The sequence below is a fragment of the Embleya scabrispora genome, from assembly GCF_002024165.1.
GTDB lineage: Bacteria > Actinomycetota > Actinomycetes > Streptomycetales > Streptomycetaceae > Embleya > Embleya scabrispora_A.
In genome coordinates this window covers 326,692-350,713 of the sequence record NZ_MWQN01000004.1, presented here as the reverse complement: position 1 = coordinate 350,713, position 24,022 = coordinate 326,692, and the positions used below count along the sequence as shown (strand labels likewise).

The following is a 24,022-nucleotide window of genomic DNA, read 5'->3' as shown; positions in this document are numbered from 1 at the left end:
CGGCCCGCCGGGCGTGTGGGTCAGGCTCGGGTGTGCCCGCCGTACACGAGGTCGGTGAACAGGTTCTCGTAGCGCGTGATCATGTGGTCCGTGGTGAAGTTCCCCACCACGTGTTCCCGGCATCTCCGTCGGGAGATGTCGGCGATCCCGGTGATCGATCGCTCCAGCTCTCGGAGGTCGGAGGCGATGAAACCGGTCTCCCGGTGCTTGACCACCTCCGGGACGGAGCCGCGGTCCAGGGTCAGTACAGGAGTTCCGCAGGCCATGGCCTCGATCATGGTCAGGCCGAATGATTCCTCGCAGTCGATCGGTGCCAAAAGCGCGCTCGCCTGCTGGTCGTAGGACACGAGGTTCTCCCGCTCCTGGTAGCCGGCATACCGGATTTGGGAGCCCAGGAACGGTCGGACTGTGTCCTCGAAATACTTCTCCTGCGCGGGGAAGTACCCGCCGCACAACACCAGTTCCCGGCCCGCGGCCAGCGCCAGCCGCACCGCCTCCGCCGCGCCCTTCTCCGGGGTGATCCGCCCGGCGAACAACAAGGGGGCGTCGGCTTCCGCGACACCGAACGCGTACGTATCGACGTCGACGCCGTGATGGATGGTGGCCGCGAACGGCAGGTCGTCGCGGCCGTTTCGTTGGCGGTCCGAGATCGACACCAGGTGGGACGCGGGGGAGCGGTGCGCCGCGAACATGTCCGCGTACCAGGGGAAGAGGGGGTCGTGCAGGACGGAGACGACGCGGACCCGCGGGTAGCGTTCCACGAACGGAAGGGCGACCTCGGGGTGATGGAACAGCAACACGTCGTAGACACCGCGTGAGGCGCACTCGAACATGTCGCGGGCCATCGCGAAGTCGCGGAGCCAGGCGACGTAATGCAGGTGCGGCTTGATGTCCGCGAGCCAGGCGACCCATTCGTCCACGGTGGTGACCAGTGACCGCATGCCCAGCGTCTTCACGGGGACGTCGAGGACACTGCCCAGCGGCGCGTAGAAATCCACGTCGTGACCCCGGCGCTGCAACCCGAGGGCGACGTCGACGGCAACGTCGAGGGGAGCGTAGGGAATGTCGGGCGGACGGGGGACGGGCAGATAGGCACGCACCATGGTCGCGATTCTCACGAGGGACGGACACCTTTCGAAGCCACGGAGGCGAGATCGTCGGGCCACCTCGGTCGGCCGACGTGTGGTGCTCTCGTCGGACACGACGCCCACGATGAGCGGGCGCGCCGACGGCAGCCGGTTTCGGACCGGCGCGAAGCCTTCGACCGCCTCACGCCACCCCTTGCGTTGATCGAACCGGCCGAGAGCCGATGCCTTTCGCCCGAGCCGGCTCCCGGTCGGGCGGGGGACGCGGCACCGCCACCCGTCGTCGATGCCTTCACGTGGGTCTCCCCGCCAGAGTCGGCGTCGGCGCGCGGGGCTTCAGGAAGCCGGCGGTCGCCAGCAGGGCGGCCATGACGAGGAAGCACAGCGGAACCAGGGCGAGACCGGTGTGCAGACTTGTGCGATCGGCAAGCGTGCCCAGCAGCACAGGAGCGCAGAAGGTTCCGGTGGCCACCAACAACTGCACTCGGGCCACCGCCCGATCGGTTGCTCCGGGGGCGGCCCCCGAGGCGGCCGAGACTCCGAGGGGGAAGAGATTGGCGATCCCGCCCGCCGCGACGACGAGCCCGATCAGCCGCCACGGTTCGGGGCCGGGCAGCAGGAAGACCGCGGAACCCGTGAGGGAAAGGGCCAAACAGATGCCGAGAGCGCGCTGTTCACGCGAGGGCCGTAGCGAAGAACACAGGGCGGCGACCCGGCCGCACACCTCCCCCGAGTAGTACAGGGCAAGCACCAGAGCCGCCGAGGGATATCCGTGCGTGGTCGACAATCGGGGCGCGAAGAAGCCGATGCAGACCTCTCCCGAGACTCCCGCCATCACCCCCGTCGCCATCAGCCAGTACCTCGGCGGCAGTCGCGCTTCGGAACCGGACTTCTCGTCGTCGCGGGAGCCGACCGCGCGCGTGCAACGCGGCAGCAGTACGGCGAGAACCACGAAGGCGGCGGCGAGCACCACCCAAGCGGCACGCCATCCGATGCCCGTACTCGCCATGACGGCGACGAAGGACGAGCCCGTCAGCGACCCCACCGAGGCGCACAGGGCGGCACCCGCCAACCGCCTCGGCCGACCGGCCTTCCCTCGTTCCTCCAGGGCAGCGATCACCGCGGTCTGCACCGGCGCGTTGAACAAGCCCAGACAGGCGGCGGCGACGAACAACATGACGGGACCGACCGCCAGGGCGAACAGCAGTCCCGACCCGGCCACCCCCACCGCCGTCGCCGTGAGTACCCGCGGTCGGCCCCACCGACGGACGCAGCGCAGATAGCCCGCGCCGGAGACGACCGTCGAGGCGGCCAGGACCGACGGATAGGCACCGACGACCGTGTATGTCATGGGCCAGTCCCGCTGCGCCTCGATCACCGTGGGATTCAGTGCCGACATACACGCGCCGAACCAGAACTGACTGCCGTAGAGGACAAACAGCGAAAAGTCCTCGAACGCCGGTCGACGGAGCACGCCGGCACCCTCCTCGCAGGGAATTCCTGAAGACATGGGCATCCTCGGCGGCCCGGCCGCGGCCGAGCCGACCACCGGATTCGCCCGACCGGTGCGCCGAGCCGGGATCACCCCGGGAAGACGACGTCGAGTCCGACCCCGAGTCGGTCGGCAAGGAGGAGACCTCCCGGGAACGAGGCGTCCCGCGATGCGATCGCGCGCGAGGCAGGCGCGGCATGCGAGTGGTCACCGCGCCGCCGTCCCGCCGAACTCGGGCCGCGGGTCGTGGCATTCGGGCCGCTCGTCGCCGGCGAAGGTGGTGTGCCCGGCGTGCACCTCGTCGGCGGACAGGGCGATTCCGTCGGCGTGCACGTCGGTCAATACGAGGTGGGGCAGGGGGATCGGCGGTACGGCGCGGGTGGAGAGGGTGATCGGCAGGACCCCGAAGAGTCGGCCGGTGAAGGAGTCGGCTCTCAGGCGTACCGCGCCGCGGGCGGTGACGTGGTCGACGTGCAGGCAGCCGCCGTCGGGGCGTCCGTGCAGGTGGGTGACGTCGTCCAAGGTGATGGACAGCGCGTGGCAGGTTCCGCCCGCGAGGGCCGCCCGGGAGCAGTCGAGGCCGACGATGATCAGCCTTCGTGCGGTCAACCGGTCCCGCGCGGTGGCCGATCGCAGTGGTGGCCGGTTCGTGGCGGCCGGACACGCGGCCAACGCGTGGATCTGCTCGGGGCCAAACGCGGACGACGAGGCCAACGCCGAGGCAACGCAGCGGAGTTCGGTCTGCGGTGGGCCCTGCGTCGACGCGGCGTCGGGTGGCGGGAACTGCGTCGGCGGCGGGAGGACCGCGCCGGGGGAGGGGTCGATCGTGGCTGCCGTCAGGGCCAGGGCGACCGCCAGGGTCAGGAGCGTCGGCACGGTGCGATGTGCGCCCGGTGCGCTCACGGGGCGGGCTCCGCCGACGCGTGCCGCTCCTCCGGGGTGTGGCGTGGTGTCTCGCGCCAGGCCAGGGCGAGCGATCCACCCAGAACTGCCAGGAGCATGCCGATCAGGAACCCGCCCAGGTTGGACATGGGGCACGACAGCAGACCCAGGACGAGGGCCCCGGCACCGGCCGCGCGTGCCCGTCCCGGACGCCACAGGGCGAGTGCGGCACAGGCCAACAGGCCGCAGGCGATGAGCACGGACGAGGTGGCGCCGACGCCTTGGAGGCCGAGCAGTCGGGGCCGGCGCAACGGGAGGTAGGCCAGTTCGATCGCCGCCGCCGTCATGGCCACCGCCGCGAGGACGGGACGGTCGAGCGGTCGCCGCGGCGCGGGGGCGGCGGGGGTCACGGGCACGAGTGGTCGCCCGCCGTGATGGACATGGAGGCGTCGGTGAGGCTGAAGGTGCCGGCGGTGATGGATCTGGCCTGGACGCGCAGCTTGTCGATCTCCAGGGTGCGGGCCTGTTGTCCGTAGGCGCCGGGGGTTCCGACGACTCCGGGGACGGCGTCGAGGGTGGCGGCGTCGCGGCCCATCTGTACCTGGCCGAAGGTCATGTCCCCGTTCAGTCGGTCCAGGTCGATGACCAGGTGCTCGGCCCGTACCGCGGTGTTCGGTCCCGAACGGATGGTCAGCGTGAGATCCCCGAAAGGGGTGTGCGCGACCGAGGACTGGCACAAATTGGTGAGGCGGGCGTCGGCGATGCCCGCCACCGCCACCGGATGTCGACGGTCGCCGGCGTCGGTGCGGTAGGAGGCGAATTGCACCGCGTCCTTGCCGGACAGGTGGTCCGCGCTGATGCGGAAGGTGCCGCCGGAGACGGCGAAGGAGACGGGTACGCCGGCGGCGATGGTGCCCCACAGCGTGCCGGCGGACAGCGCCAGGGCGCCGGTCGCGATCAGCGCGAAACGGCGCACCTCGGTGTGTGGATGCGCGCGCCGGGCGCGACGAACGCGCGGGGCCGGCGGGTCGGAGACGGGCATGCGGACGCTCCCGAAGAGTCGCGGATGGAAGGGCGGTGCCGCACCCGGTCAGGTGGGCTCGGGCGGGCGTGGGTGCAGGCCGCGGGCGAGGTAGTCGCGGTCGACGGCGGGCGGATCGGGCAGGTCGCCCACGGCGCTCAGCAGGTTGGCGCGGTCGTAGGTGCGGCGTTGCCCGACGAAGGAGGACAGCGGGGGCAACCGGTCGGCGAGCAGCGCCTCCAGGGTGTTGGGCGTACGTGTCCGGGTCGGAGACGAAGCGCGCACGCGAAGTCCGGGGCAGGCCAGTTCGAACCCGCGCAGGACCTCGGTCAGCGTGGTGTTGCGCGGGTGGGTGACATGCAGGGTGCGCACCCGCGACGACGCGGGGAGCGGGTGTGCGGCGGCGCGGATCATCGCGTGGACGGCGTAGTCGACCTGGAGCAGGTTGAGGTTGTCGAGCGGGTCGAACGCCAGATGTACGTCCGCCGTGGCTCCCGCGCCGTCGGAGCCGGGCCCGCCCCTCGCGCGCAGGCTCGCGTCGATCAGTCGGGCGTAGGCGCTCAGCGGCTGGGCGGGCAGGCCCGGAGGCGCCGGTCGGTCGGTGACCAGGAGGCTGGGCCGAAAGACGGTGGCGGGTCGCTCGTGGTGCGCGGACCAGGCGTGGATCAGCCGTTCGACGTTGAACTTGGTCTCCTCGTAGTACGTCCGGAATCCGTGGCGTTCGCTCAGGTCGCACTCGCGGATGTGGCCCCTGTGTCGCAGGCCCGCGACGTAGGCGGTGCTGACGTGGAACAGACGGGCGGCGGGGGCTCGTTCGGCCAGCGCCAGGACGGAGCGCGCGCCGCCGACGTTCGTCTTGAACAGGGGGACGGGGTCCCCGCGCAGGGCCAGCACCGCGGCGCAGTGCCAGATCGTGTCCAGGTCCTCGGTCGCCGCGTCGCGGGTGCGGGCGTCCCAGCCGAGCCCGGGGACGGTCAAGTCGCCCGCGAGGTAGCGCAACCGGCGCAGCGCCCCATCGCAAAGGGGCCGTCGTCCCGCCGCCAGCAGGGCGGCCTCCACGCGCGGACGCAACACGCTCGGGGCCGCGCGCCCGACGACGGTGATCGGCTCGTCCCGATCGTCGTCGTCGAGGAGGCGGCGCAGCAGGCGGCTGCCGAGGAAACCGGTGGCGCCGGTGAACAGGACGGACAATCGAGGCTCCTGGCGGATCCGGCCGGGCGGGGCGGCGCGGGCTCGACCGCGGTGGTCGGCGCACCGGGTCGCGGGCGCCGGCATGGTCGCTGTCGGGCGGCGAGCGCATGCGTCGGGTTGCGAGCGATCATTGCCGATCCGCGGGGTGTGTGGGACCGGACGTCGGCGCAACTTCACCCAAACGATGATTCGGTTGGCTCGGACGGTGGGAGATACGGGGGCGGTGGGGAATCGGACTTCACCCGAACGAGTTCCCGGCGGGCGTGCTGCCCGGACCGCGATAGGCCATTCGGTGACGTCCGCGTTTCCTCGCCGTCCCCGGCGCTGCCACGATCGGTCGAGCGCCGGCGCGAACGCGGGCGAGGGCACCGCACGGCCCTTTCGCCGACTCGAACAGGGACGGTTCACATGCATGACCGGGAGACCGAACACCGAGAAGCCATCGCCGTGGTCGGGGTGGCCTGTCGACTGCCCGGCGGGCTCGTGGACCTGGACGGTCTGTGGAGCGCGCTGGAACAGGGTCGGGACCTGGTCGGCACCGTGCCCGCCGACCGCTTCGACCCCGGCCGGTTCGTCGACGCCACCCGCCCTCGGCCGGGCAAGAGCCGTACCGCGGCCGGGGGTTTCCTGGACGACATCACCTCCTTCGACGCCGCCTACTTCGCGATCTCCCCCAAGGAGGCGGGCCAGATCGACCCCCAGCAGCGCCTGCTGCTGGAACTGACCGCCGAGGCCCTGGACGACGCGGCGCTGGCCCCCGAGTCGCTGGCCGGATCGGACACCGCGGTCTGTGTGGGCATCTGCGACAACTCGTACGGCTTCATGCAACTGAAGTCGGTGCGCCGGATCAACGCCTACACCATGACCGGCGCCTCCGCCGCGATCGCCGCCAACCGCCTCTCGTACACCTACGACCTGCGCGGCCCGAGCATGGCGATCGACACCGCGTGTTCGTCGTCGATGGTCGCCCTGGACCGCGCCTGCGAGACGTTGTGGAACGGGGTCAGCCGCACCGCGCTGTGCGGCGGCGCGAACCTGTTGTTGTCGCCCTACCAGTACATCGGCTTCTCCCAGGCCTCGATGCTCTCGCCGAACGGCCGATGCGCCTCCTTCTCCGCCGACGCCGACGGTTTCGTCCGCGCCGAGGGGGGCGTGGTCGTCGTCCTGAAGACCCTCCGGGACGCGCTGCGCGACGGTGATCGTGTGCACGGCGTGATCCTGGGCACCGCGACCAACAGCGACGGACGGACCCTGGGCCTGGCACTGCCCAACCCCCAGGCGCAGGAGGACCTGCTGCGCGGTCTGTACGCGCGGGCGGAGGTGGGACCCGACGAACTGGTCTACTTCGAGGCGCACGGCACCGGCACTCCCGTGGGCGATCCGGCCGAGGCCACGGCGGTGGGCCGGGCCCTGGGAATCCGGCGCGTCACCGGCGAGTTGCCGATCGGGTCGGTCAAGAGCAACCTGGGCCACCTGGAGCCGGTGTCGGGGCTGGTCGGGTTGTGCAAGGCGCTGCTGGTCCTCGAGCACCGGATGGTGCCCGCGTCGCTGCACTGCGAACGGCCGCACCCGGACATCGACTTCGCCGGTCTCGGCCTGCGCGTGCAGACCCACAACCTGGCGCTGCCCGAGACCGGGCGCCCCGTCGTGGGCGTCAACTCGTTCGGGTTCGGCGGAGCCAACGCGCACGCCGTCCTCACCGCCGCCCCCACCGTCGTCGAACCGGCCGCGCCCCCCATGCCGCCCGAGGGGCTGCCGATCATGGTCAGCGCGCGCACCGAGGCGGCACTGACCGCGGCCGCGACCGCCATGGCCGAGCGCGTGATCGCCGCTCCGCCGGACGAATTCCGCGCCATCGCCTACACCGCCTGCCGGCGCCGAGGCCGGCACGCGCATCGCGCGGTCGTGCTGGCGTCCGGGGGCGCCGACGCCGCCCACGGCTTCACCCGGCTCGCCGGCGCGGAACCGGAGGACGCGACCCGCGAAGCAGCGGCCGGTCGTCCGCCGGCCCACGGAGCCGGCCGGGCGGTGGCCGTCCCGCAGGGCCGCGTGGCGTTCGTCTTCGCCGGCAACGGAGCCCCATGGGCCGGCATGGGCGCGGACCTGGCACGCGAAGACCCGGCGTTCGCCCGCGCCGTGGCCCGCGTCGACGCCGAACTGACCCCGCTGCTGGGCTGGTCGGTGGCACACACACTGGCCGCGCCGGCCGACACCTGGGACCTGGACGCCACGGAGGTGGCCCAACCCCTGCTGTTCACCATCCAGGTCGCGCTCGTCGACGCCCTGGCCGATCGGGGCGTCGAACCCGACATGGTGCTCGGACACAGCGTCGGCGAGGTCGCCGCCGCCTACTGCTCCCGAGCCTTGACCCTCGCCCAGGCGGCGCGCGTGATCGTCGAGCGCAGCAGGGCGCAGGCCACCGCGCGCGGTCGCGGCCGGATGGCCGCCGTCGCACTGTCACCACAACAGGCCCGCGACGAAATCGCCGCCTACCAGGGTCGTCTGGAGATCGCGGCGCTCAACTCGCCGCACGACGTCACGGTCACCGGCGAGGCCGCGGCCCTGGCCGAGCTCCTCGCCGAACTCACCGCGCGCGGGGTGTTCGTACGCGACCTCGCCCTCGACTACGCCTTCCACAGTCGTTCCATGGACGACCTGGAACACCCCATCCTGACCGCACTGGCGGACCTGACGCCCGAGCAGCCCGCGATCCCGTTCCACTCCGCCGTCACCGGCACCGGGATCCGCGGCGCCGAACTCGACGCGCGGTACTGGTGGCACAACGTACGCCGGCCCGTGCTGTTCTCGGCCGCCGTCGAACGAGCCGTCGACGACGGTGCCGACATCCTCGTGGAGATCGGCCCGCACCCCGTGCTCGGGACCTACCTGCGCCGCGTCGCCGCCCGGCCCCCGCACACCGACACCGCCGTGCTGTCGACCCTGTCCCGCGACACCGACGGGCCGAGCGCCCTCGCCGACACGCACGCGACGCTGATCGCCGCCGGCGCCGACGTCGACTGGAGCAGGTACTTTCCCACCCCCGGCCGGGTCACCCACCTGCCCGCCTACCCGTGGCAGCGCGAACGCCACTGGAGCGGCACCGGCGAGGACTGGATCAGCTCCAGCGGCGACGCGGTGCTCCGCCACCCGCTCCTCGGCGAACGACTGCCCTCGCCGCAACCCCTGTGGCTCAACACCCTCGAACCCGCCCGGCTCCCGTGGCTGGAGGACCACAAGGTGGCCGGTTCGGTCCTGCTGCCCGCGACCGGATTCGTGGAAATGGCCGCCGCCGCCCACCAGGCTCTCGAACCGGGCCCCGTCGAACTCCACCACCTGCGCATCGACACCGCCCTCGTGATCCCCTGGGACGACCCCGCCCGCGTCCGCACCCAGGTGGGCGTGGACCCCGGCACCGGCATCGTGACCGTGACCAGCACCGAGGACCACGACGGCGAACCGCGCCGACACGCCCGCGCCCGGGCACGAACCCTCCTGGAGCCCCGCCCCGCCCCCCAGGATCCGACGGCACTGCGCGAGCGCTGCCCGCACACCGTCGACGCCGGCGAGCACTACCGCGCGTGCGCCGAAGCCGGCCTCGACTACGGGCCCTCGTTCCGGGGCCTGCGCGAGATGCACACGGGCGAACGCGACGTCCTCGCCCGCTACCACCACGACGCCCCCGGCACCCCCTACACCGCCCACCCCGCGCTCCTCGACGCCGCCCTGCAGGCGGGAGCCCCCCTGCTGCGCGCCCGGGGCCGCGACGCGGAGGCATTCCTGCCCGCGTCCATCGGCGCGGTGCGCATCTGGGACACCCCCGCCCCCACCGGCCACGTGTGGGTGCACGAACACTCTCGCGGCGACGACGAGGTGTGCTGGGACGTCACGGTCACCGACGACCACGGCACCGTCGCGATCCGACTGGACCGATGCCGCCTGCGCCGATTCGCCGCCCCCCGCGGCACCGCGTTGACCGTGCACCACACGGTGCTGCGCGCGGCACCGCGCCCGACCGCGCCCGCCGCCCCCTGCCCGCTGCCCCCCTCGCGGGACCTGGCGAAGACCGCCGCACCCCGCCTCGACGCGCTGCGCGTCGCCTGGCGACACTCGGGCTACGAGCACCTGGTGAACGCGTACAAGGACTACACCGCCCGCACGTTCGGCAACGTCCTGGCCGGACTGCTCACCGATCCCGCCGAACCCTTCGACGTCGACGACCTGGTCGACGCCGGCATGCTCGCGCGCCACCGCCGACTGATCACCATGCTCGCCCCCCAACTGGAACACCACGGGGTCCTCGCCGGCGAATCCGACGGCCGGTGGCGGCTGACCGCGCCGCGCTTCCCGGTCGAAACACTCGCCCGCGACACCGCCGCGAGCCTGCCCCACTTCGTCGTCGACAGCGCGTTGGGCATCCATCAGGCCGCGCACCGCGACCGCGTGCTGCGCGGCGCCCAGGACCCGCTCGATCTGCTCGTCTCGGACCCGGTGACCACCGTCCTGGAACAGTTCTACGACACCGCACCGGTGTGCCGCTTCCACAACCGCCTCGCCCAGGCACTCCTGCGCGAGATGGTGCGCCACTGGCCCGAGGACCGTCCGCTGCGCGTGCTGGAGGTGGGCGCCGGCACCGGCGGCACGACCGCCGCGCTGCTGCCGATCCTGCCCGCCGACCGCACCACGTACCGCTTCACCGACGTGTCCCCGACGTTCTTCTCCCGCGCCGCCACCCGCTTCCGGGCCTACGACTTCGTCGACTACCAGGTCCTCGACCTGAACGCCGACCCGGTCGAACAGGGCCACCCCGCACACGGGTTCGACCTCGTGGTCGCCGTCAACGCGCTGCACACCGCCGAGGACCTCCACGCGTCGCTGCGCCTGCTCACCCGCCTGCTCGCCCCCGGCGGCCGGCTCCTGGCCGGCGAGTCGCACGACCCGCAGATGCTCGCCCCCCTCTTCGGGACCCTCGAGAGCTTCCACGCCCACACCGACACCGCGCTGCGCCCGCTGTCCCCGCTGCTGCCGCGCGAGCGGTGGCCGGCGCTGCTGGAGCGCTGCGGCTACACCGACATCGTCCACACCGGAGACGACACCGCGCCCACCCGCGACCACCACTCCGTGCTCCTGGCCACCGCGCCGGAGGTCGCGGTCGCACCGGCGAGCACCCCCGCCCGCTCCGACACGCTCTTCCTCGTCGTCGCGCACACCCCCGACCGGGAAGAGGTCGCCCACGCCCTCGCGGAGCGACTGCGCGTCAGCGGCGCGGCCCGGGCACGCGTGGTGCCCGCCGAACCGGATCCGGCCGCGTGGGAACACCTGCTGCGATCGCCGACGACGCCGGCCCCGCGTCCGGCCCCGGACGTTCCCGCCCCGGCCGCCACAGAGCTGCCGGAGGCCGTCGACGTCGTCGTACTCCTGGGCGGCCCCGACACCGACGACCCCCGCGACGCGCTCGCCCACGCCACCGCGCAGACCCTGCTCCTGCGCGCCGTCGCCGCGGCCCTCGACGGTGTGCCGCGCACCACACCCACCCGGCTGTGGTTGGTCGCCCGACCCTGCGGCGCCGTGCCCACGTTCGCCGCCGTCACCCATCCCCTGGACGCCGCGGCCTGGGCGACGGCACGGTGCGTCGCCAACGAACACCCCGACCTGGACGGGCGCCGCGTGTGCCTGGAGCCCGGCCCGGACCCGCTCGACGACGCCCGGCGCCTGGCGGACGAACTCCTCGAACCCACCGACGAGGACGAGATCGTCCTCACCCCCCGCGGCCGGTTCGTCCCCCGCGAGCGGCACCTCGGCGAACCCGCCGTCCCCGGCACGGGCCGACCCTTCGCGCTGCGCGTGCGCGACAAGGGCCTGGGCTACCGTCTCGGCTGGCACGAGATCGACCCCCCGAGGCCGGGCCCCGGCCAGGTCGCGATCGAGGTCCACGCCGCCGCCCTGAACTACCGCGACGTGATGCAGGTGACCGGACTGCTGCCCGCCGACGTCAGCGGCCCCACCCTCGGCCCCGGCTTCGAATGCGCCGGCGTCGTCACCGCATGCGGCCCCGGCGTCACGAACCTGCGACCCGGCGACCGCGTTGCCGGCACCGCGCCCGCCGCACTGACCACGCACACCATCGCGCACGCCTCCACGATGTGGCCCATCCCGGACGACATCACCTACACCCAGGCCGCCACCGTCCCGGTCGCCTACGCCACCGTCGTCTACAGCCTGGGCCGGCTCGCCCGGATCCAACCCGGGGAGACCGTCCTGGTCCACGGCGCCGCCGGGGCGGTGGGCCTGGCCGCGATCCAATACGCCCGCGCCCACGGGGCACACGTCATCGCCACCGCCGGCACCGACCTCAAACGCGTCTACCTCGAGGCGATGGGCGTCGAACACGTCCTGGACTCCCGCACCCTGGACTTCGCCCACCACGTGCGCGAACTCACCCACGGCAAGGGCGTCGACATCGTCCTCAACTCCCTCGCCGGCGAAGCGATCCCCCGCAGCCTGGAACTCCTGCGCCCGGGAGGCCGATTCCTCGAACTGGGCAAGCGCGACATCTACGCGAACAAGTCGCTGTCGCTACGGCCCTTCGCCGACAACCTCGCCTTCTTCGGAGTGGACCTCACCGCCCTCCTGGACGATCCGCAACGCATCGGCCCGCTCCTGACCGAAGTCGGCGATCTCATCCGCGAGCGCGTGTGCCATCCCCTCGCGCACAGCGTCTTCCCCGCGGCCCGAGTCACCGACGCCTTCCGCCTGATCCAGCACTCGCGCCACCTCGGCAAGGTCGTGGTCGCCTTCGACCCCCTGGACGAACCCGCCACGATCGAACCGGCCACCGAGCCCCTCGCCGTGGACCCCGAAGCGGTCCATCTGATCACCGGCGGCCTCGGCGGCCTCGGCGCCGCCACCGCCCACTGGCTGGCCGACCTCGGCGCCCGCCACCTCGCCCTGGTGGGCCGCCGCGGCGCCGACACCCCCGGAGCGGACGAACTCCTGCGCGCCCTCCGCGCGCGTGGCGTCACCGCCCGCGCGCACGCCGTCGACGCCACCGACTGGGACGCCATGCGCGCCCTCGTCGAGGGATACGACGCCGCCGGGCGACGCCTGGGCGGCGTCGTCCACTGCGCGATGCACCTCGACGACGCCCCGCTGACCGACCTGGACGCCGAACGCATCACCGCCGTCCTCGCCCCCAAGATCGCCGCGGCGATGGTCCTGGACCGCCTCACCCGCGACCGCGACTGCGACCTGTTCCTCCTCTACTCCTCGGGCACCGCGACCATCGGAAACCTCACCCAGGCCCCCTACGCCGCGGGAAACCTCTTCCTCGAAGCCCTGGCCCGCCGGCGCCGACAACACGGACGCCCCGCCCTCGCCACCGCCTGGGGCGCCATCGGCGGCACCGGGTACGTCGCCCGCAACGACCTGACCGCCAGCCTGCACGGCCTGGGCATCGAAACGCTCACCCCCGCCGAGGCGTTCACCACCGCCGAACGCCTCCTGCGCACGCCGTTGGCCGCCGCCGGAGCCGGCCGCTACAACTGGGACCGGATCGCCGCGATCATGCAGTCGGCGACCCGCCCGCGCATGGCCGCCATGATCCCCGCCGGTGCCGGCTCCGCCGGTGCCACACGCCGCGACACCCTCGAAACGCTGTCCGCCGCGGACGCCCTGGCCGCGCTGACCGCAAGCGTCACCGCCATGCTCGCCGACATCCTGCACACCGACCCCGAACGGCTCGACCCCGCCCGGCGACTGGACGAATACGGCGTCGACTCGCTCATGGGCGCCGAACTCCTCATCGCCCTCCAACAGCGCCACGGCGTCGAGATCCCACCCATGGAACTCCTGCGCAGTCACGGCACGATCGCCGACATCGCCCGCATCACCCACACCCGCCTCGGCCTGGACCGGCCCACCCCCGTCGACGTGCCCTCCAGCAGACACCCCGACCACGACGGCGCCGCACCCGCCCACCCACACCCCGCACCCTCGACGACCGCCGCCCCCCGATGACCCCCACGACCACCCCCACCACCGACGTCGACCCGTGGACGGCCGGGCTGGACCGCTACCAACGCCGCCGCCCGAACCAGACCCTGGTGTTCGGCTGCGCCTTCCTGTGCAGCGGACCACTGCCCACCCGGCAGGAGGCACGCGCCCTGGCGAACCTGGTCCTGGACCGCCTCGCCCGGCCGGGAGACGGCGAGCCGTCCGTCGAACGGGAGACGGCCCGAGCGGACCGGCACCTCTTCGAGGTCACGGCGCCGGCCCGCTCGGGCGAACCGGGCCTGCGCGCGGCCCTCGACGACATCTCCACCCACCCGCTGCCCGACACCGGCGTGGGCCTGTGGATCGTCCACGGCCACGCCCGCGGACAGTTCGCCCTCGTCGCGCGCGTCCACCACCGGCTCATGGACGGCGTATCGGGCAGCACCATGGTCGACCACATCGCCGCGGTACTGGCGGGGGACCAAACCCCCGCCCCCGACGCACCCGCGACCGCCCCTCCACCCCCGACGCCCTGGCACCGGACACTGCGAACACCACAGGCCACCGCACGCGCGATCACGGCACTGCTCACGCCCGCGTTCGCCGTCCCCTCGGCGGCACGCCTACAGGCCCTCCCGCCACGAACCGCCACCACACCCCAGCGCCACGCGTGGACCCGGGTACCCCTCGAACGACTGCGCGCCGCGACCACCCACGGCCGAACCAGCGTCAACGACGTGCACCTCGCGGCCCTCACCGGCGCCCTGCGCACCTGGTACACCCAGCGCGGACACCCGCTCCCCGCCGACGTCGTGGCCCTGATCCCCGTCCACATCCACCGGCACCACCACACCACCGTCGGCAACCGCTTCGCCGCCACCCGCGCACGCCTGCCCGTCGACGAACCGGACCCACGCCGCCGCCTGTCCCTGATCGCGGACCGCATGCGTCGCGTCCGCCGCGCCTTCGCCCACCCCTGCGTGGAAACCGTGTTGCGCGTGTGCCCGCGCGCGGTGATCGCCTGGGTCATGCTGCGCGGTTTCCGCCCTCGCTCGTTCACCGTCATGGTCACCAACGTGCCCGGACCCGCCCGGCGCCTGCGTCCGCTCGGACGGGTCGTGGACGGCGTCGTCCCGCTGAACTTCCTCCCCGCCGACCACGTCCTGTCCGTCGTGCTGATGACCTACGAGGACGCCGCGTGCGTGTCCTTCACCGCCCACCCCGACCTCGACGGCATCGACGACCTGCCCCGCCTGTGGGCCGCCGCCCTGCACGACCTGCTCACCCCCGCGCCGCCGGCGCACACCCGGCCATGCCGTCCAGCAGATCGGTGAATTCCCGCTGGAGGACATCGCACTCTTCCCGCGAGGTGCCGATGAACGTGGCGCCGATCTTCCCGTAGGGCCGCAACGCGGTCCAGAAGTGAGGTACGACGCCACGTCCGGACGTCGCGTCGAAGGCCAGGCCGGGCCGATGCCGCAACTCCTCGATCAGGGAGTCCGGTGTGAGGCCCCGGTAGGCGGGGGAGATCAGCCCGTCGGTTCCCGTGTAGTGGACGACGGAGCCCCGGTGCGTCAAGAGTCCGTCCTCGGGCCACGTGCCCGGCAGGAGGGCGCGCACGGTTCGATGCGGATGTGTCGTACCGGTCTGGCGCAGGTTCAGTTCGATCGCGTGGACGTCCCACCGGCCGTCGGCCGCCTTGCGGGCGATGAAGTCGATGCCGACATGTCCGCGGACACCCACCGAGCCCAGTTCCTTGCCGACCGTGAGGGACATGTCGACGAGGGTGCCGCGGTACTCGTGCGAGGCGGGAAAGCGGCATCCGAGGTATTGCAGGTCCGCTCCCAAAACCTGTTCGTGCGTTCCGAGGAACTGTAGGTCGAAGCCGCCGTCGGCGCTGTGGTGAAGGTACAGCAGGGTGCTCGGCGAGCGTTTCTCACCGCGGGGCGGGGTCGGAAGATACTGCTCGATGATCGCCCCTTCGGCGGTGAGGCTTTCGAGGAACCGGTCGCGCGAGATGTTTTCGGTCAGTGGCTGCAACTGCCGCAGGGCGGTGAGCACTGTGCGATACCGAGCGTCGGCGGGGGTGAAGGCGGCGAGACCGTGGCCCGAGCCGTAGCCGTCGTTGATCTTCACCAGCCACCGCTTCGTCCCGTGTACGCGTACGAGTTCGGTCGCCTGCCGGGCGAGGGCGGCCATGTCGTGGACGGGTTCGTAACCGCCCGGGGCGTGGGCCAGACCGCCGGCACGAAACACTTTGCGGCCACCGGCTTTCGAGCCCCACGTCAAGGTCCTGCTCGGCGTCTCACCGCGTTCCACGCCGATCCGCTCGGCCACCTCGTCCATGCGGGTGCTCGCCTGGTAGCACGACAACGGCTCCACCACCTGCCCGCGCGCGCGTGCCCGGGAGATCAGCGCCCCGACCCGGTCCAGGAGTTCGGGCCGTTCCAGCAGTTTCTCGCTCAGGTGTCGGTCGGAAGCGTCCGGCAAACCGATCAGGGCGTGCCGAAGAAGCCGGTCGGCCACGGAGTTCCGGCCCTCCGCCGGTCGCAGCGCCAGGAGGTACCGTTCGACGGACGCGGGCACCGGAGGCGCTTGGAACATGAGCATGGCCAGGTCCGGCCGGGAGGCGACGCCCAGCGACTCCCACAGGCCCCGCACACAGGACAGCCAGCGTCCCAGACCCTGTTGCATCTCGAGTTCGGAGAACTCCTGGGAGGGGCAGGCGACCCGTAGCCGCAGGCCGGGCCGACTCGCCACATGGGCTTCGAAACGGTCGATGCGGCGGATGAGAGGGTCTTGGGGCATGGCGACGGCCCTTCCTGCCGATGCGGCGGCGCCGCTGGAACCGGGATGGCTACTCGAGTGGGGACACGGGCCGGCCGGTCGGCCGCTCGCCTGCCGTGAGCGCGTCCAGCAGGTGGGCGGCCGGTTCCATGGAGCAGACCAGCCGGCCGTCGCGGAGAAGCCCCAGGGCGGCAGGACGCACGGGGCACCGCTCGGTCGGCGTGCAGTGAATCTCCGTGGCGCTCGCCGTGGCGACGGTGAGGGCCGCCCGAGGTGTGTGCTCCGCGTCGAGGACCACCGGAACCAGCCCGTCCAGCCGCGACCCGGAGATCACGATGTGCTCACCCACGCGCGCCAATCCGTGTACGACGGGCGCCGGTTCTGACACGCTGACCTGGATCGTGGTGATGACGCGCACCCGAGAGCCGGCCGGAATGTCGGTGGTGATGCGCGCGCCCGCATCGATCAGACAGTCGTCACCCACGTGCACGGGCCCGAAGACGTGGACGTTGCCCCCGATCTGCACGCGGCTGCCGACACGCGGATGCCTCCTGGGCTGCGGTCGCCCGTTCGCCTTCGAGATGATGTCCCGCGCACCCAGCACCACGTTCTGTACGAAGTAGCAATCGTCCCCGACTTCCGCCTCTTCACCGATGAGCGTTCCGGAACCGTGGTCGATCACGAATCGGCGGCCGATTTTGGCACCGGGGTGGATCTCGACGCCGGTGGTGAGGCGGAAGTGCTCGGAGATGCGACGTGCCTGGGTCGCGAACCGATGGGGCAGGCCGTCCGGCAGGCGCGTCTCCCACAGCGCGTGCGCGAGACGATAGGCCATCACCGCCCGAAAGCTGAGATAGCCCGAATAGATGTAGGACTGATCGCCTCGAGCCGCAGCATCGCGCAGCGAGAATACGGACAAATCCTCGGCCACCTGGGCGGTGACCTCGCACAACAACCTGTGGGCGGCAGGGGGCGGCACGGCGGAACCGTGCCCGTCTGTTCCCACCCGCCGCAAGGTGGCGGACAGGTCCTCGGCAATGGTTCGCATATCGACCTCGGTGGGCAACACGGCCATCCTCCTGCCGTTGAAGATCCCCTGCCGGGCACACGACGCAACTCAAAGTCTCCGCCACCCCGCCCCCACGCCCCACCGGACATGGGCCGAACGAGTGGAACGCCGAAACGCGCGACGCGAACGACGACGGGAAGGCCCGAGACGGATGCGGGGGCGTGTCCGAAGGTGGTGTTCGGGCGTTGGGAGGGTATGACCGCTCTCGCTCGCCTGCGCCCTGTCGCCGTCGCCGCGTTGTTCCTGACGTCCCTGCTGGCCCCGACCGTGCCCTCGGCGGTCGCGGCGACACCCGCCCACGTGTCCCACGCGCCGCTGTCGATCCTGGATCCCCCGCTGCCCGTCGAGGCGTTTCCCGGACAGGTCAAGGAGGCCTGCGCCATCTGGAGGGGCCTGCACTGGCCCACCGCGGCGCGCCCCACCGATTACCCGGTGCCCGACACCGCCCTGGTCATCCGCGGCAGCAACGTCTACGGCAACCGCAGCGGCGACCTCCCCGCCGACGGCCACTACCGCGAGTACGACGTCAACCCCCGCACCCCCGGCCAACACCGCGACGCCGAACGCCTGGTCCGCGACCCGGCCACCCACGTCGTCTGGTACACCGACGACCACTACGCCAACTTCCGCGAGATCTCCTCGGGCTGCTCCTGACCCCCGCACCGCCGACCGATCGAAACCCTTGTCCGCAGGGGCCTTTCCCGGGGTGGGCGGGCCCGCGCCGATGCGGGAGCAACCCGGCGGCTGTTTCGGCATCGGCCGCGGTCCGCGTCTTCTCGCCGTCGGCAGCGCGGGTGGTTCCACGATCCGCTACCGCCTCCGCCACCGCCGCATCCGCGGGCGAGGGCGCCTGATGCATCGCCGTCTGCCCGAGGCGGGTCCCCTGTGGCGGCCCCGGGCAGACGGTCACGCCCGCTGAGGGTCACTTTGGTGTCGCTGCCCTGGTCAGTTCTTCGGAGACCCGGCCCGACCCGGATCGCCCGGCCCGCCCGGATCGGCAAATGCGGGACTGCTCGGCCTCGTACGCCCAACGACCGCACAGGGAGTCGGTCTCGTGCACTCGATGTCGGCCGAGTGCTCGGCGCGCGGTGGGACTGCCGCGACCGTCCCGGCCGCGGGGCGATTCACTCGGCGGCGGCCACCGCACGGCGCAGGATGCGTTCCAGGGCGACGAGGGCGTCGTCCGTGTCCGTGTCGGCTCGGCGGGAGATGGCGATGTCGACTGCCGGGGCGTGCGGGAGGTTGTGCTGTGCGCCGAGCCGCACGGCGCCCGCGGGCAGGTTCTCCGCCAGCAGGGCACCGACGCCGATCCCGGCGGAGATCGCCGCCTGTACGGCGGGCAGGCTGGTGCTTTGGAAGGCGATCCGCCATCGGCGGCCGTGCCTGCTCAGCGTGTCGAGTGCCGGCTGCCGCCATTGGCAGGGCTGGGAGAAGAGAACCAGCGGCAGCGGGTCGGCCCGTGGATCGAAACCGGGAGCACAGGTCCAGGTCAGCGGCACCCGACGGTGCCAGCGCAGGGCGGCCTCGCCCATGACGCTCGGGTCGCCGAACACGAGGTCGAGTCCGCCGCGTTCGGCGTGTCGGCGCAACTCCCTCGCCGGGCCGATGAGCACTTCGAGGTCGATGCGCGGGTAGAGCACGGCGAAGTCGGCGAGTGCGGTCGGCAGCGTGGTGATCGCGAGGTCTTCGAGGAGGCCGATGGTGCGTCGGCCGGTGGGTATCGCGCCGCGATGCCCGATCGACGCGCGGGCCTCCTCGTGGAGGGCGAGGATGCGTTCGGCGTAGGCCAGGAGCGACTCACCGGTTTCGGTGAGTCGCACGCCGCGCGTGTCCCGGATCATGAGGTGTGTGCCGGCGGCTCGTTCCAGGCGCTGGATTCGCTGACTGATCGCCGGCTGACTCGACTCCAGCGCGACTGCGGCCTTGGTGAGACTGCCCGCCCGCACCGCCGCGGCGAAGGCGCGCAGGTCGGAGATCTGAAAATCGTTTCCCATGACGATCGATTATGTCGAGCACAGGGATATTGCTGTTCCCGATGATCAGGGCCGTACCTGGGTCGGCTACCACGATTCCGGTTCCATGGGAGAAGGCGGTAAAGGGAGTGGGTCCCCACCGGTCGGCGCGGTGGTTCCACTTCCCGGTGCGCGGATCGTGCACCGTGGCCGGCGGCTACCGGCCCACGCTGACCCGGACGGAGAGCCGATTGTCCTTGGTCTGGATTTCGGCGCCTCGAAGGGTCGGGTCCTTGTACGACGGCACCTGCACGATCGAGATGGGGCAGCCGTGCTCGTCGTCGAGGCAGCCGCCGAGTTCGGCCCCGAGGCTGTCGACCCGCGCCACGCCCGGCTGCCGCGCCATCCACTCCGCGGCCAGGCGGACCTGGTCGATGCACTGGTTGACGCACGAGTCAGGCCACGTGTAAGTCACTTGTGCCCGGTTTTCGTGGACGTGGGTCGTGGTCGACCGTGAGAAGCCCGCAGGGACGGTCAGGGCTTCGGCCGCCTTCCGGTTGGCCTCGTACCGGCCGTTGTCGCCGGCCCCATGGGAAATGATGTACGCGGCACCCGACACCATCGCGACCACCACCGCCGACACGCCCAGTTTGGCCCACCGTGGGAAGGGCCGGTGCGGTTCGGGCTCCGGCCCGGGAATGGGTCTCGTCGCAGTCTGCGTCCGCCGTACGGCGGGACCTCGCGCCGGCGTCGTGGGAAGTACGAACGTGTTGCGGTCCGTCGCCGGGGGAGTCGGCGCCGCGACGCCGTTCAGCCGGGTTTGCAACTGACTCATGGTCAGGCGCGCGGCCGGATCCTTGTGCAGCAGCCCCTCGATCACGGGGCCGAGCGCACCCGCCCGTACGGCCGGGATCGGTGGTTCCGTCGCGACGGCGATCAGGACCGCGCTCGGGGCCGTCCCACCGAACGGGGCGTGGCCCTCCACGGCGGCGTACAGCGTCGCGCCCAGGGACCACAGGTCGGACTCGGCCGTCGCGGGCAGGCCCCGGACCTGCTCGGGCGCCATGAACGCGGGCGTGCCCATGATCATGCCGGTGGCGGTGAGGGTGGCGTCTCCCTCGAGGGCGGCGATGCCGAAGTCGGTCAGGACGACCCGGTCCCGTTCGAGGAGGATGTTCGCGGGCTTGATGTCCCGGTGGGTGATCCCCATCCGGTGCGCGGCATCGAGCGCGGCGGCCACCTGCCGTCCGACGTCGGCGGCCCGCTCGGGCGTGAGCGCGCCCTGTGCCCGGATGAGGTCGGACAGGGACCCGCCGTCCACCAACTCCATGACGATCCACGGCCGTCCGTCGGGACCGGATATCCGGTCGTGGACGGTGATGATCCCCGGATGCTTCAGTCGTGCGGCGGCACGCGCCTCGCGGTCGAGCCGGGCGATCCAGTTCTGCCGTTCGGACTCCTCCAGATGCGCGGGCAGCCGCAACTCCTTGACGGCGACGTCCCGCCCCAATTGTTCGTCGTGGGCCTGCCAGACGGCTCCCATGCCACCTTGGCCGAGAAGTCGGCTCAACCGGTAACGGCCCGACAGGAGTTGCCCGTGATCGTCGTCCACGCATGGAATATAGCCGGGCCGCCCACGTCGGGCGTCGGCCGCGGAGTCCGACGCGTGGAGGCCGTGCGTCGCGGGGGACGTGGTCGAGCGCGCGTGGGGTCATTTGTCGCCGGAGCCTCGTCCGGTGCCGGCTTGGCGACGGTTTCGGAGCACGAATACCACGATCACCGCGATGACCGCGATCACGCCGACCATGACGGCCGGGAGCACCCAGGGATTCCTGTGCGCGTCGTTGTCCTGCGCGGTGGAGGTCGCCGAGTCGACGGAGGACGAGGGGCTCGCCGTCCGGGGCGACGCGGGGGAGGATCCCTCGCCGCCGGGGGTGGTCGCCGGCGCGGGAGCCCAGGTTGCCGGCAGTCCGGGGGTTTCACCCCGGAACCCGATCGGCAGGTAGGCGTCCCGCCCACGGGCGCCGGCGCCGTCGACTTCGGTGGCGGCCACGGCGCAGCGGGTGCGCAGGCAATCGACCGGCCCGAACGCGGCCCGCAGGCGCAATTGCCGGGCGAAGGAACCGTCGGGGCCGGCCCGTACGCCGTCTTCGGCGCGTTCGGAGTCGCAGGCCTTGCCCGGTTCCTGGGCGGGGTCGCACGCCGTCACCCGTACCTGGGTCCCGGGCCGGAAACCGTGGCCCGTCACGGTGATCCGGTCGTCGGCGGGATCCAGGGCGTCCGCGCGGTCGGCCGTCAGGGTCGGGCGGCCGTCGTCCGCCGGGCCGGGGGAGGGCTGCGCGATCGCCGGCGAGGCGGCGAGCGTCCCCAGCAGGGCGGGCGTGGCGAGCATCAGGGCCAACCGGGGGAGCCGGTGGGCGAAGGGTACGTCCATGATTCGTTTCAACCGTTCCGTACGTCGGTCCGCGCTTCGGGGTCCAGTGGTCGACCCGAAAGGTCCAGTGTTCGACTGTTCGACCCGAAAGCTCAGGGCCTGCCGCAGACGCTGCGAATTCTGCCTCTACCCGTTCGGCCTCGGGTCATCCGCGGCGGCGCCGGACGCAGGCCGACGCGAGACCCGGCTGCTGGGGCGGGCCTCCGCCGAGAGGGCTGTGTGTAGGGGCAACGGCAACGGGCAACGGGGGGAGCGTCGGGCCGGCTGTGGCCCGGATCGAGTTCCAGGAGGCCCCCGTGTACAGCAAGGCGCGTGTTGCCGGACATCCGCTTCATCCGATGCTCGTCGCTTTTCCGATCGCCGGGTACACCGGAACCCTGGTGGGCCTCATCGTCTATGCCGTGCGAGACGGCCAGTTCTGGTTGAACTTCTCGATCCTGATGAACGTCGTCGGAGTCGCGGGCGCCGTACTGGCCGCGTTGCCGGGTCTGGTGGACCTGGCCGCGGGTATCCCGAAGGGACATCCGGCCAAGCGTGTGGGTATGAGGCACGCCGCGTTGAACGTGTTGTCGTTGGCCCTGTTCGCGATCGTCCTGGGCGTGTACGCGTCCCACTGGAACGGGCCCGCGCGAAGCGCGACCCTGGGCATCACGTTGGCGGCGATCGGTGTCGCGTCCATGCTCGCCGCCGGCTTCCTGGGCTGGTCCCTCGTCCAGGACCACCACGTGGGCGTCCGTTCCGACGCGGAACGTGGGGGAACCGAATGGAGCGCCGACGTGCACGGCGCCCACCAGTCCCATCGCCGTTGACCGAACACCGGGTGGGCACCGGGCAGGCTTCCGGTGCCCATCGGTGTGTGCTCCCGAGCGCTTCTGTCCCCGAGCGTTTCGCGGCCCGGGTCCGAGCGAGGCGCGGGGAGACCTTGCGGTGGGTCACGTTTGGTGCCCCGCGTGGGGGTAATCGGTGGGCCATGGAAGACGAGGCGAACGACACGACGCGCTACATGACGACCCTGGCCGTGTTCGGAGCGGCCGTGGGTGGCACCTTCTTTGTCGGCGGCCGTAAAGGTGCGCGCCTCCCGGACGAGTTGGCCGCCAAGGACCTGATCCTCGGTGGGTTGGCGGCCCACAAACTCTCCCGGCTGATCAGCCGCGAAGCCGTCACCTCCCCGCTGCGGGCACCGTTCACGTCGCCGACCACCCACGAGCCCGCGGCGGAGAGCTCCGGGGCCAGACGTACCGTGGGGGAACTGTTCACCTGCCCGTTCTGCCTGGGGATGTGGGCTGCCACCGGCATCACGGCGGGATTGGTGCTCGCCCCCCGCGTGACCCGCCTGGCCACCTCCACACTGGCCATGCTGGCCCTTTCGGACTTCCTCCAGTACGCACACACCGCCTGCGCCCGACACGCGGATTGACCACGCCACCATCGCGACGCCGAAGTCGCCGGATCGGACGAGGATCCGCCCGCATGCCGAGTCCGTGCTCGGGTAGCGGGACGTACCCAAAGACAGTCGACCCGAGGGATCGTCATGAGTGAGCGTCGCCGACCCGACGACACGGGCCCGGATGTGATCGACCTGATTCGTCGCCAACACGCGGCCGTACGAGACCTGTTCGACGAGGTGGACGCGGCGCGCGGTGCGGAGCGCCGAGCGGCGTTCGATCGGCTCGTGCGGCTGCTCGCCGTGCACGAGACGGGCGAAGAGGAGATCATCCACCCCTTGGCCCGGACCGCGACCGCGGGCGGTTCGGGGTTGGTCGACGCCCGGTTGGCCGAGGAGTACGTCGCGAAGCAGCAGTTGAGCGACCTGGAGCGGCTCGGCACGGACGATCCCGCGTTCCCGGCGGCTTTGGACGCCCTGCGGTTGAACGTGCTCAAGCACGCTCGCAGCGAGGAACGCTACGAACTCCCCAAACTGCAACGCGAGGCCCCCACCGCATTGAAGGCGGCGGGTCCGCCCATGCGCGCCGCCATGGCCATGGCCCCCACCCATCCGCACCCCGGTGCCGAGTCGGCGGCCGCCAATATGCTCGCCGGCCCGGTCCTGGCCCTCACCGACCGCGTGCGCGACGCGATCCGCAAGGTGCGAGGCGAGAACACCGCGGGCAACGCCTGAG

At 72.0% G+C, this 24,022-nt stretch carries 17 protein-coding genes; 6 read left to right on the top strand and 11 right to left on the bottom strand.

Features of this window, described 5'->3' with window-relative positions; translation table 11 throughout:
* Positions 1-20: 20 nt before the first annotated feature.
* The 6 genes from B4N89_RS42075 to B4N89_RS42050 form a co-directional block, all read right to left on the bottom strand.
* On the bottom strand, positions 21-1,118 hold the full coding sequence (locus B4N89_RS42075; protein WP_143658287.1) for a glycosyltransferase: 1,098 nt from the start codon (positions 1,116-1,118) through the stop codon (positions 21-23).
* A 259-nt stretch (positions 1,119-1,377) separates the two neighbouring features.
* Positions 1,378-2,595, bottom strand: a complete 1,218-nt coding sequence (locus B4N89_RS42070) for an MFS transporter (RefSeq protein WP_161501007.1) — start codon at positions 2,593-2,595, stop codon at positions 1,378-1,380.
* Positions 2,596-2,784: 189 nt separating this feature from the next.
* The gene (locus tag B4N89_RS42065; protein WP_078981900.1) at positions 2,785-3,480 is read right to left on the bottom strand and encodes a hypothetical protein; all 696 of its coding nucleotides are present in this window, start codon (positions 3,478-3,480) and stop codon (positions 2,785-2,787) included.
* Entirely contained in the window at positions 3,477-3,869 is a 393-nt protein-coding gene (locus B4N89_RS42060) for a DUF6114 domain-containing protein (RefSeq protein WP_235619300.1), read from the bottom strand. The genes B4N89_RS42065 and B4N89_RS42060 overlap by 4 nt, the downstream gene beginning before the upstream one ends.
* The gene (locus B4N89_RS42055) at positions 3,866-4,501 is read right to left on the bottom strand and encodes a DUF6230 family protein (RefSeq protein ID WP_078981898.1); all 636 of its coding nucleotides are present in this window, start codon (positions 4,499-4,501) and stop codon (positions 3,866-3,868) included. The genes B4N89_RS42060 and B4N89_RS42055 overlap by 4 nt, the downstream gene beginning before the upstream one ends.
* Before the next feature lie 48 nt (positions 4,502-4,549).
* Positions 4,550-5,671, bottom strand: coding sequence for an SDR family oxidoreductase (locus B4N89_RS42050; protein ID WP_078982372.1), 1,122 nt, complete (start codon positions 5,669-5,671; stop codon positions 4,550-4,552).
* Between the two features lie 408 nt (positions 5,672-6,079).
* Between B4N89_RS42050 and B4N89_RS42045 the strand changes: the two genes are divergently transcribed.
* Together B4N89_RS42045 and B4N89_RS42040 are read left to right on the top strand one after the other, a co-directional pair.
* Positions 6,080-13,684 carry a type I polyketide synthase gene (locus B4N89_RS42045; RefSeq protein ID WP_078981897.1) on the top strand — a complete coding sequence of 2,535 codons (7,605 nt, stop codon included), beginning with the start codon at positions 6,080-6,082 and terminating at the stop codon, positions 13,682-13,684.
* A complete protein-coding gene (locus B4N89_RS42040; RefSeq protein WP_078981896.1) occupies positions 13,681-14,994 on the top strand; it encodes a WS/DGAT domain-containing protein in 1,314 nt (437 codons plus the stop codon). Before B4N89_RS42045 ends, B4N89_RS42040 begins: the two co-directional genes overlap by 4 nt.
* Here the strand turns inward: B4N89_RS42040 and B4N89_RS42035 are convergent.
* Together B4N89_RS42035 and B4N89_RS42030 are read right to left on the bottom strand one after the other, a co-directional pair.
* Complete coding sequence (locus tag B4N89_RS42035; RefSeq protein WP_143658285.1) at positions 14,942-16,468, bottom strand: peptide ligase PGM1-related protein; 1,527 nt, start codon at positions 16,466-16,468, stop codon at positions 14,942-14,944. The genes B4N89_RS42040 and B4N89_RS42035 overlap by 53 nt on opposite strands.
* A 49-nt stretch (positions 16,469-16,517) precedes the next feature.
* Entirely contained in the window at positions 16,518-17,516 is a 999-nt protein-coding gene (locus tag B4N89_RS42030) for a serine O-acetyltransferase (RefSeq protein ID WP_161501006.1), read from the bottom strand.
* A 195-nt stretch (positions 17,517-17,711) separates the two neighbouring features.
* Here B4N89_RS42030 and B4N89_RS42025 point away from each other — a divergent pair, with 195 nt between their 5' ends.
* Positions 17,712-18,170 (top strand): ribonuclease domain-containing protein, encoded by a 459-nt coding sequence (locus tag B4N89_RS42025; protein WP_078981893.1) that lies wholly within the window; start codon positions 17,712-17,714, stop codon positions 18,168-18,170.
* 470 nt (positions 18,171-18,640) lie between these two features.
* On the opposite strand, the gene B4N89_RS42015 is transcribed toward B4N89_RS42025, so the two are convergent.
* The 3 genes from B4N89_RS42015 to B4N89_RS42005 all read right to left on the bottom strand — a co-directional run bounded on the left by B4N89_RS42015 (position 18,641) and on the right by B4N89_RS42005 (position 21,902).
* Complete coding sequence (locus B4N89_RS42015; protein ID WP_078981891.1) at positions 18,641-19,510, bottom strand: LysR family transcriptional regulator; 870 nt, start codon at positions 19,508-19,510, stop codon at positions 18,641-18,643.
* 175 nt (positions 19,511-19,685) lie between these two features.
* Complete coding sequence (locus B4N89_RS42010; RefSeq protein WP_235619299.1) at positions 19,686-21,080, bottom strand: serine/threonine-protein kinase; 1,395 nt, start codon at positions 21,078-21,080, stop codon at positions 19,686-19,688.
* A gap of 99 nt (positions 21,081-21,179) precedes the next feature.
* Positions 21,180-21,902 (bottom strand): neocarzinostatin apoprotein domain-containing protein, encoded by a 723-nt coding sequence (locus B4N89_RS42005; RefSeq protein WP_078981889.1) that lies wholly within the window; start codon positions 21,900-21,902, stop codon positions 21,180-21,182.
* Positions 21,903-22,168: 266 nt separating this feature from the next.
* On the opposite strand from B4N89_RS42005, the gene B4N89_RS42000 reads away from it, so the two are divergent.
* The 3 genes from B4N89_RS42000 (at position 22,169) to B4N89_RS41990 (ending at position 24,021) form a co-directional block, all read left to right on the top strand.
* Positions 22,169-22,711 (top strand): DUF2231 domain-containing protein, encoded by a 543-nt coding sequence (locus tag B4N89_RS42000; RefSeq protein ID WP_078981888.1) that lies wholly within the window; start codon positions 22,169-22,171, stop codon positions 22,709-22,711.
* A 161-nt stretch (positions 22,712-22,872) separates the two neighbouring features.
* A complete protein-coding gene (locus B4N89_RS41995; RefSeq protein WP_161501005.1) occupies positions 22,873-23,319 on the top strand; it encodes a DUF1360 domain-containing protein in 447 nt (148 codons plus the stop codon).
* Between the two features lie 114 nt (positions 23,320-23,433).
* On the top strand, positions 23,434-24,021 hold the full coding sequence (locus tag B4N89_RS41990) for a hemerythrin domain-containing protein (protein WP_078981886.1): 588 nt from the start codon (positions 23,434-23,436) through the stop codon (positions 24,019-24,021).
* Position 24,022 lies beyond the last annotated feature (1 nt).